10 protein-coding genes are annotated in these 9,756 nt (G+C 67.9%); 8 read left to right on the forward strand and 2 right to left on the reverse strand.

All coding sequences use genetic code 11. The features are described from left to right. Positions 1-32 precede the first annotated feature (32 nt). Positions 33-644, reverse strand: a complete 612-nt coding sequence (locus tag ACH13J_RS06370) for an enoyl-CoA hydratase-related protein (RefSeq protein WP_397542478.1) — start codon at positions 642-644, stop codon at positions 33-35. Then, a complete protein-coding gene (locus ACH13J_RS06375; RefSeq protein WP_397542479.1) occupies positions 641-1,390 on the reverse strand; it encodes an SDR family NAD(P)-dependent oxidoreductase in 750 nt (249 codons plus the stop codon). The genes ACH13J_RS06370 and ACH13J_RS06375 overlap by 4 nt, the downstream gene beginning before the upstream one ends. Before the next feature lie 122 nt (positions 1,391-1,512). Between ACH13J_RS06375 and ACH13J_RS06380 the strand changes: the two genes are divergently transcribed. The 8 genes from ACH13J_RS06380 to ACH13J_RS06415 form a co-directional block, all read left to right on the forward strand. Next, entirely contained in the window at positions 1,513-3,048 is a 1,536-nt protein-coding gene (locus ACH13J_RS06380; protein ID WP_397542480.1) for a DUF2125 domain-containing protein, read from the forward strand. Between the two features lie 120 nt (positions 3,049-3,168). Beyond that, on the forward strand, positions 3,169-4,515 hold the full coding sequence (locus ACH13J_RS06385) for a metallopeptidase TldD-related protein (RefSeq protein WP_397542481.1): 1,347 nt from the start codon (positions 3,169-3,171) through the stop codon (positions 4,513-4,515). Further along, a complete protein-coding gene (locus ACH13J_RS06390; protein WP_397542482.1) occupies positions 4,502-5,278 on the forward strand; it encodes an inositol monophosphatase family protein in 777 nt (258 codons plus the stop codon). Before ACH13J_RS06385 ends, ACH13J_RS06390 begins: the two co-directional genes overlap by 14 nt. A gap of 89 nt (positions 5,279-5,367) precedes the next feature. Next, positions 5,368-6,273, forward strand: a complete 906-nt coding sequence (locus tag ACH13J_RS06395) for an EamA family transporter (RefSeq protein WP_397542483.1) — start codon at positions 5,368-5,370, stop codon at positions 6,271-6,273. Positions 6,274-6,573: 300 nt separating this feature from the next. Then, positions 6,574-6,945: a 30S ribosomal protein S12 gene (rpsL, locus tag ACH13J_RS06400; protein ID WP_397542484.1), complete on the forward strand. Its 372-nt coding sequence runs from the start codon at positions 6,574-6,576 to the stop codon at positions 6,943-6,945. Between the two features lie 12 nt (positions 6,946-6,957). Continuing rightward, on the forward strand, positions 6,958-7,428 hold the full coding sequence (rpsG, locus tag ACH13J_RS06405; protein WP_397542485.1) for a 30S ribosomal protein S7: 471 nt from the start codon (positions 6,958-6,960) through the stop codon (positions 7,426-7,428). A 21-nt stretch (positions 7,429-7,449) separates the two neighbouring features. Then, positions 7,450-9,573 carry an elongation factor G gene (gene fusA / locus ACH13J_RS06410; protein ID WP_397542486.1) on the forward strand — a complete coding sequence of 708 codons (2,124 nt, stop codon included), beginning with the start codon at positions 7,450-7,452 and terminating at the stop codon, positions 9,571-9,573. A gap of 84 nt (positions 9,574-9,657) precedes the next feature. After that, on the forward strand, positions 9,658-9,756 hold a 99-nt coding region (locus tag ACH13J_RS06415), incomplete at its 3' end, for a GTP-binding protein (RefSeq protein WP_397542489.1).

Here is a 9,756-nt window from a genome sequence, read left to right on the forward strand (position 1 = left end):
TCGGCGGGGGACCGGGCCAACGGACGTGGCGGTCATCCCCGGCACATTCCCTTGATCGTGGCCGCGTGCACCGGGTCGGCGGCCAGCGTGTCCGCGGCGAGGTTGCGTGCCTCCTGCGCCAGATCGTCCGGCTCGGCGATCCTGTCGAAAAGCCCCCAGGCCAGCGCGGTTTCGGTGTCGACCTTCTGGCCGCCCATCAGGATCATCTTGGCCCGCGCCGGCCCCACCAGCCCGATCAACCGGCCGGGGTCGGATGGCTGCGGCAGGAAGCCCAGCTTCATCACCGGGTAGAACGCCTTGGCGCCGGGCACCGCGATGCGGACGTCACAGGCCAGCACCATGCCCATGGCCCCGCCCGCCACGGTTCCATTGAGTGCCGCGATGGTCATCCCGGGTATGGCCGAGATCGCGGCCGAGAGCCGTTCCCAGACGCCGCTGGTGGCCAGCCCCGCCTTTGCCGCCTCTAGGTCCGCGCCGGCCGAGAACACCTTGCCCCTGCCGGTCAGGACGAGCGCGCGGGCCTCCTGCGCGGCCTCCGCGATCTCGGCCAGTTCCGTCAGCATCTCCTCGGTCAGCGAGTTGGCCTTGTCCGGCCGGTCGATCACCGCGGTCCACAGGCCGCCATCCTTTTCCAGCCGGATCATGCCAGGCCCACCCGGTGGCGGATGTCCTCGTCGCGCAGGCTGATCTCGTGCCCGGCGAACCCGTCGGCGTCATTGCTGCACATCCACAGCAGCGCCCGCGCCGGCCAGTCCGGGGGGATGTGGTCCTCCCAGTCCAGCTCGGACACCGGGTTGATGCCGCTGGCCTTGATCTCGCGCTGCATCTCGGTGGCCACCGTGCCGGGGCTGAGCCCCATGACCCGCAGCCCGTGGGGGCGCCCCTCAAGATCGGCGCAGCGCGTCAGCATCGCGGCCCCCGCCTTGGACGCGCAGTAGTGGCTCCACCCCTCCAGCGGATTGTGCGCCGCGCCCGAGCTGACGGTGATGATCGTGCCGCCGCCGGCTGCCTTCATCACCGGCATGGCCGCGCGCATCCCGTGAAAGACCCCCTTGAGGTTGATGTCGATCGCGTGGCCCCAGCTTGCCGGATCGGCAGTATCCAGATGCCCGATCGGCTCGATCACGCCGGCATTGCCGATCAGCACGTCGAGCCGTCCGAACGCCTTGAGACAGGCCTCTACCGCGGCTTCCACTTCCCAGTAGCGGCTGACATCGCAGGGAATCGCGACCGCGTCGCCCCCGATCTCGCCGGCGAGCTGCGCGATCGCGTCGCCGTTGCGGGCCGCCAGCGCCACGCTGGCCCCGGCCCCGGCGAAGACGCGCGCCGCGGCGGCGCCTATTCCGCGGCTGGCCCCGGTGATCAGGACCGACTGTCCGGTCATATCCATGCCATACCTCCTTGTTCCGTTTGCCGGTGCGCAGGCGCGCCGGCGCCGCCGGAGTAAGCTCTTGACCCGGCGGGCGCTTGGGCAGAAGCTACACGTGATTTCCAAAAACGGAAGGGCTGATCATGATATCCCGCACATCCTCCGCCGCTGTCCTGGCCGCCACGACCGTCCTTGCCGGGGCCGCGGGGGCCCGCGCCGACGTCACAGCCGAGCAGGTCTGGTCGGACTGGCGCGGCTACATGGCCGATGCCGGGTACACGGTCAGGGCGACCGAGGAACGCTCGGGCGACGTCCTCACCGTCACCGACCTGACAATGACCTTCGAGGTGCCCGAGGAGGACAGCACCGTTACCATGACGATGGGCGAGATGACGTTTACCGACAACGGCGACGGCACGGTCGCGCTCGGCCTGCCCGCGGACCTGCCGATCGGCGTGGTTGTCGAGGGGCCCGAGGGAGAAGAGGCGGATGTCGGGCTCAACTACGCCACCACGGGGCTTTCCATCAACGTGTCGGGCGATCCCGACGACATGACCTATACCTATTCTGCCGCCATGGTGGGACTCAGCCTCGACCGTCTCGCCGTGGAGGGCGAGACGGTCGACATGGCCGAATTCGGCACTGCCGAGTTGAGCCTTGCGAATGTCGCGGGCTCCACCCGGATGGTCATCGGCGAGCTGCGGCGCTCGATCCAGAAGGTCAGCTCGGGCGCGATCACCTACCTCGTGGACATCAACGAGCCCGAGGGCGGCGACGGCCACGTGGTGGTGCGCGGCGGTGCGGACAGCATGGACCTCAAGGCCGATGTGAGCCTGCCGGAGGACATGGACACCGAGGAAATGTCGCGGATGCTCGCAGCCGGCTTCGCGATCGACGGCAGCTTCTCGATCGAGGGCGGCAACACCAGCTTTGATTTCACCGATGACGAAGAGGCCGTGCAGGGCAGCAGCAGCTCGGCCATGAGCGGCCTGCGCGTGGTGATGAACAAGGAGCGCGTGCTCTACTCCGGCGATGCCGAGGCGCTCGAGATCTCGATGGCCGGCGGCGACCTGCCGTTCCCGGTCGAGATCGGGGCGGAGGATACAGGCTTCACCATGGACATGCCCGTTGCCCGGTCCGAGGAGATGCAGGATTTCGCCCTGGCCATGCGCCTGGGCGGCGTGTCCGTCTCCGAGATGATCTGGGGTATGATCGATCCCGGCGGGCAATTGCCCCACGATCCGGCGACCGTCGCCTTCGACATCTCCGGCACGGCCAAGCTTTTCGTCGACCTTTTCGATCCCGACCAGATGGCGAAGATCGACACGGGCGAGAGCTTGCCGGGCGAGCTCAATTCGCTGCAGCTCAACGACCTGACGGTCAGCGCGGCCGGCGCGGAGCTGACCGGCGCGGGCGCGTTCACCTTCGATAATTCCGATCTCGAGACGTTCGAGGGGATGCCCGCGCCCTCGGGGGAGGTGAACCTCAAGCTCGTGGGCGGCAACGGCCTGCTGGACAAGCTCGTGGGCATGGGGCTCGTCCCCGAGGAGGAGGCCAGCGGCATGCGCATGATGATGGGTCTTTTTGCCGTGCCGGGCGAGGGCGAGGACACCCTGACCTCGACCATCGAGGTCAGGGATGACGGCCAGATCCTCGCCAACGGCCAGCGCCTCCAGTAAGCCGGCGACCAAGGCCGGACCGAAAGGCCGCGGAGCGTCCGCGGCCTTTTGACGTCGGCTGCGCCTTGCGCGGGGCGCGTGGCCGGTCTACCTGTGCGGTCCGAACCTGAAGGGCGTGGCATGACAGAGAGTCTGGAGAACATCACCGGCGCGCTGATCGACGCGGCGACCGCGGCCGGGGCCGATGCCGCGGACGCGATGGCGCTTTCGGGGCGCTCCGTCACCATCGACGTGCGCGGCGGCGAATTGGAGCAGGCCGAGAGCTCGGAGGGCACCGATATCGGGCTGCGCGTCCTGATCGGCGGCAGGCAGGCCTGCGTGTCGGCCTCCGACACGGGGGCGCAGACGATCCGCACGCTCGCCGACCGTGCTGTCGCGATGGCCCGCGAGGCGCCCGACGACCCGTTCGCGGGCCTTGCCGATCCGGCCCAGCTGGGTTCGGCCTGCGCCGTCGAGACGCTGGAGCTGGCCGACCCCGCCGACGCGCCGCGGCCTGCCGAACTGCAGGCCGCCGCGTGCGAGGCCGAGGCGGCGGCGCTGGCGGTGGAGGGCGTGACGCAGGTTCAGTCCGCCACCGCCAACTGGGCGCGGCGCAGGATTCACATGGCGGCGACGAACGGGTTTTCCGGGGGCTACAGCCGCACCGGCAGCGATCTCTATTGCACCGCCATCGCCGGTAGCGGCGCGGCCATGCAGCGCGATGGCGATGGCGACAGCCGCGTGTTCCGCGCCGACTTGCGCGACCCTGCCGAGATCGGCAGGACGGCAGGCGAACGTGCGGCGGCGCTGCTCGGTGCGCGCAAGCCGGGCACGGGCGCCTATCCCGTCCTGTTCGACGAACGCATTGCCGCGTCGCTGATCGGGCACCTGCTGTCGGCTGCCAACGGTGCGGCCGTCTCGCGGGGGTCTTCATGGCTGCGCGACCGGATGGGAGAGCGGGTGCTGCCGGCAGGCCTCGATCTCGTCGAGGATCCCCACCGCCCGCGCGTTGCGGCCTCGCGCGCGTTCGACGCCGAGGGCCTGCCGACGCGGCGGCGCATGCTGGTCGAAGACGGCGTTCTGAAAGGCTGGATCCTCGACCTTGCCACCGCGCGCAAGCTGGGGCTGCAATCCACCGCCAACGCGCATCGCGGCCCCTCGGCCCCGCCGAGCCCCGGCGCCTGGAACGTGGCGCTGTCGCAGGGCGCTTGCAGCCGGTCGGATCTGATGCGCGAGATGGGCACCGGCCTGCTGGTCACATCGATGATCGGCGCGACCATCAACCCCAATACCGGCGACTACTCGCGCGGGGCCTCCGGCTTCTGGGTCGAGGGCGGCGAGATCGCCCACCCGGTGAACGAGTGCACCATCGCCGGCAGCCTGCCGGAGATGCTGACCCGGATGATCCCGGCCAACGACGCGCGTCCCTGGCTGTCTCGCGTGGTGCCGTCGCTTCTGGTCGAGGGGCTCACCATTGCCGGCGACTGACCTGCCCCTGCTGGTCGAGGCGGCGCGCGCGGCCGGCGCGGTGGCGCTGCGCTTCGCCGGAGAAACCGCGAGAAGCTGGGACAAGCCCGGCGGTCTCGGCCCGGTGACGGAGGCCGACATCGCGGTGAACGAAACGCTGGAGAGGGCGCTGCGGGGCGCGCGGCCAGACTATGGCTGGCTGTCCGAGGAAACCGAGGATACCGGTGAGCGGCTGTCCGCCGCGCGCGTCTTCATCGTCGATCCGATCGACGGCACGCGCAGTTTCATGGACGGCTCCGGCGCGTGGGCGCATTCGATTGCCGTGGCCGAGAACGGGGTCGTGACGGCGGCGGTGGTCTACCTGCCGCGCCTCGACAAGCTCTATGCAGCTGCCGCGGGGCAGGGCGCGACCAGGAACGGCGTGGCGATCCGCGCCTCCGGCCGGGAGGAACTGACGGGGGCCTCGGTCCTCTCGGCCAAGCCGAGTTACGCGCCCAAGCACTGGCGCGGCGCGGCACCCGACGTGATCCGGGTCTACCGGCCATCGCTGGCCTATCGCCTCAGCCTCGTGGCCGAGGGGCGGTTCGACGCGATGTTCACGCTGCGCCCGACATGGGAATGGGACGTGGCCGCGGGCGAGCTGATCCTGCGCGAGGCCGGCGCGGCGGCGGCGGATCGTACGGGCGCGCCCCTGCGGTTCAACAACGCCACCCCGCAAGTGAACGGCGTGGTGGCTGCCAACCCCGGGCTGCTCGCACGGATCGTCGCGGCGCTCGCGGACTAGCCGCGCTTGCCTTTTCATCTTGCCGGAAATACTCCGGGGGTGCGGGGGCTGGCCCCCGCCAGTCCAGACATCCCCCGCAGGGCCGGCGCATGGCACGATCCGACAACCTGACAGGTGCGGTCCTGATGATGGCCTCGATGGCATCGTTCACCCTGAACGACACGCTGATGAAGGTCATGGCGGGGCAGGTTCCGCTCTTCCAGCTGCTGTTCCTGCGGGGCATCCTGACAACGGTGGCCGTGGCGCTGGCAGCGTGGTGGACGGGGGCGCTCGCGGCGCGGCTTCCCCGGCGCGACCGCGGGCTGATCGTCTGGCGCACGGTGGCAGAGATCGGCGCCGCCTACTTCTTCCTGACCGCCCTGTTCAACATGCCGATCGCCAACGTCACGGCGATCCTTCAGGCGCTGCCGCTGACGATCGCGCTGGCCGCGGCCCTGTTCCTGAAAGAACCGGTCGGCTGGCGCCGTTTCGCGGCGATCGGTGTCGGGTTCGTGGGGGTGATGCTGATCGTCCGCCCCGGCGCGGCCGATTTCAACTTCCATTCCCTCTACGCGCTGGCGGCGGTGGGATTCGTCACGCTGCGCGATCTGTCCACGCGGCGCCTGTCGCCCGGAACGCCATCCATGCTGGTCACGCTCGTAACCTCGGCCGCCGTGATGGCCGCGTTCGGGCTGGCCAGCCTGACCGGGGAGTGGGCGCCGATGAGTGGCCGCGAGATCGGCCTTACGGCTGGGGCGGCGCTGATGATCATCGGCGGCTACCTGTTCTCGATCATGGTGATGCGGGTGGGCGAGATCGGCGTCGTCGCGCCCTTCCGCTACACCGGGCTGATATGGGCGCTGCTGCTCGGCTGGGCCGTGTTCGGCGAATGGCCCGAGCCGCTGACGCTGCTCGGGGCGGCCATCGTTGCGGGCAGCGGGGGTTACACGCTCTGGCGCGACTCCCGTCTCGCCCGGTCGGCGCGGCTGGCGCGGACCCGCCCGCGGGGAATGTGAGGCGGCGACCGCCCGCGCGTTTCCCCGTCCATGGCTGTTGACAAGGGGGGCGACTCCGCCTATACGCCGCCTCATTCCGGCCCCGGGCATGGTGCCCCATGGGCTGAAATCAGAACTGAAGCGGTCACGATCCGGGCGGTGCACGCCCCGATCCTCTGGAAACCCACCGCGTCGTACCGGCAGGTTGCAGGGTACGATTGCGGTTGTTGCGTTTTGCGGACGCGTGAAGCGCACGCCTTTTGGAAACCGCACGCACGAGGCGTGCCGACAGATGTGTTGAGAGACGGGGAACAAGACCCAATGCCAACGATCCAGCAGCTGATCCGCAAGCCGCGGCAGCCCAAGACAAGAGCCCAGAAGTCCATGCATCTGCAGGGCTGCCCGCAGAAACGCGGCGTCTGCACGCGCGTCTACACGACGACGCCGAAGAAGCCGAACTCGGCCATGCGGAAGGTTGCCAAGGTGCGCCTGACCAACGGCTACGAGGTGATCAGTTACATCCCCGGCGAGAAGCACAACCTTCAGGAGCACTCGGTGGTGCTGATCCGCGGCGGCCGCGTGAAGGACCTTCCCGGTGTGCGCTATCACATCCTGCGCGGCGTCCTGGACACGCAGGGCGTCAAGGACCGCAAGCAGCGCCGCTCGAAATACGGCGCCAAGCGTCCCAAGTAAAAGGAAGAAGAGATGTCCCGCCGTCACGCTGCCGAGAAACGCGAGATCCTGCCCGACGCCAAGTACAGCGACCGGGTTCTTTCGAAATTCATGAACAACCTGATGGTCGACGGCAAGAAATCGGTTGCCGAGAAGATCGTCTACAACGCGCTCGACCGCATCGAGGACAAGGTCAAGCGCGCGCCGGTGGAGATCTTCCACGAGGCGCTCGACAACATCAAGCCGTCGGTCGAGGTCCGCTCGCGCCGCGTGGGCGGTGCCACCTACCAGGTGCCCGTCGAGGTCCGTCCCGAGCGTCGCGAGGCGCTGGCCATCCGCTGGCTGATCAATGCCAGTCGCGCGCGCAACGAGAACACGATGGAAGAACGGCTCGCCGGCGAACTGCTGGACGCGGTCAACAGCCGCGGCTCGGCCGTCAAGAAGCGCGAAGACACCCACAAGATGGCCGAGGCCAACAAGGCCTTCAGCCACTACCGCTGGTAACCCCCTAGAGGCTCTATCCAAATGGCACGCGATTATCCGCTCGAACGCTACCGCAACTTCGGCATCATGGCGCACATCGATGCAGGCAAGACGACCTGCACCGAGCGCATCCTGTTTTACACCGGCAAGTCGCACCTCATCGGCGAGGTGCATGACGGCGCGGCCACCATGGACTGGATGGAGCAGGAGCAGGAACGCGGCATCACCATCACCTCGGCCGCGACGACCACGTTCTGGCAGTGGCAGGAGGACCCCACGAAGGACGGGACGTCGGACACCAAGTTCCGGATGAACATCATCGACACGCCGGGTCACGTCGACTTCACCGTGGAGGTCGAGCGGTCGCTGGCCGTGCTCGACGGTGCGATCTGCGTGCTGGACGCCAATGCCGGGGTGGAGCCGCAGACGGAAACCGTCTGGCGGCAGGCCGACCGGTACAAGGTGCCGCGCATCGTGTTCGTCAACAAGATGGACAAGCTTGGTGCCGATTTCTACAACTGCGTCAACATGATCGAGGAGCGCACGGGCTCGCGGGCCGTGCCGGTGGCGCTGCCGATCGGCGCGGAGCACGAGCTGGAAGGCATCATCGACCTCATCACGATGGAAGAATGGGTCTGGCGCGGCGAGGACCTCGGCGCGACGTGGTACCGCCAGCCGATCCGGGACGACCTCAAGGCCACCGCCGAGGAATGGCGCAGCAAGCTCGTCGAAAACGCCGTCGAGATGGACGACGAGGCGATGATGATGTACCTTGAGGGCGAAGAGCCCGAGCCGCAGCAGCTGCGCGAGCTTGTCCGCAAGGGGTGCCTCACGCTCAGCTTCGTGCCGGTGCTCGGCGGGTCCGCGTTCAAGAACAAGGGCGTTCAGCCGCTGCTGAACGCGGTGGTGGACTACCTGCCCAGCCCCATGGACGTGGTCGATTACATGGGCTTCGCCCCGGATGACGAAACCGAGACGCGCAACATCGCCCGCCGTGCGGACGACTCGATGCCGTTCTCGGGCCTCGCCTTCAAGATCATGAACGACCCGTTCGTGGGCTCGCTCACCTTCACCCGGATCTACTCGGGCATCCTCCGCAAGGGGGACACGGTGCAGAACGCCACCAAGGGCAAGAAGGAGCGCATCGGCCGGATGATGATGATGCACTCGAACAACCGCGAGGAGATCGAGGAGGCCTATGCGGGCGACATCATCGCGCTGGCGGGGCTGAAGGACACGACGACCGGCGACACGCTCTGCGACCCCAAGGAACAGGTGGTTCTTGAAACGATGACCTTCCCGACCCCGGTCATCGAGATCGCGGTCGAGCCCAAGACAAAGGGCGACCAGGAGAAGATGAGCCAGGGCCTCGCCCGGCTTGCCGCAGAGGATCCGTCCTTCCGCGTCGAGACCGACCTGGAGTCCGGCCAGACGATCATGAAGGGCATGGGCGAGCTTCATCTCGACATCCTGATCGACCGCCTCAAGCGCGAGTTCAAGGTCGACGCCAACATCGGCGCGCCGCAAGTCGCCTACCGCGAGACGATCAGCCACGAGATCGAGCACACCTATACCCACAAGAAGCAGTCGGGCGGCTCCGGCCAGTTCGCCGAGGTCAAGATGATCATCAGCCCGACCGAGCCGGGCGAAGGCTACAGCTTCGAAAGCCGGATCGTCGGCGGCTCCGTGCCCAAGGAGTACATCCCCGGTGTCGAGAAGGGGATCGAGAGCGTCATGGACAGCGGGCCGCTGGCCGGGTTCCCCGTGATCGACTTCAAGGTCGCGCTGATCGACGGCAAGTACCACGATGTCGACTCCTCGGTCATGGCCTTCGAGATCGCGGCGCGGATGTGCATGCGCGAGGGTCTCAAGAAGGCCGGCGCGAAGCTGCTGGAGCCGATGATGAACGTCGAGGTGATCACGCCGGAGGAATACACCGGTGCCATCATCGGCGATCTGACCAGCCGCCGCGGGCAGGTCTCCGGGCAGGAGCCGCGCGGCAACGCCATCTCGATCAACGCGGACGTGCCGCTGGCCAACATGTTCGGCTACATCAACACGCTGCGGTCGATGTCGTCCGGGCGCGCCCAGTTCACGATGCAGTTCTCGCATTACGACCCGGTGCCGCAGAACATCTCGGACGAGATACAGGCGAAATACGCGTAACGGTTGGTGGGTTTCGCCCACCCTACCACAACCCCGTAGGGTGGGTGCCACCCCACCACCCGACAAGAAGACAAGGAGGCCATGATGGCAAAGGAAAAGTTTGACCGTTCGAAACCGCACGTGAACATTGGCACGGTTGGTCACGTTGACCACGGCAAGACGACGCTGACGGCGGCGATCACG

This window comes from Roseovarius salis (genome assembly GCF_044472985.1).
GTDB lineage: Bacteria > Pseudomonadota > Alphaproteobacteria > Rhodobacterales > Rhodobacteraceae > Roseovarius > Roseovarius salis.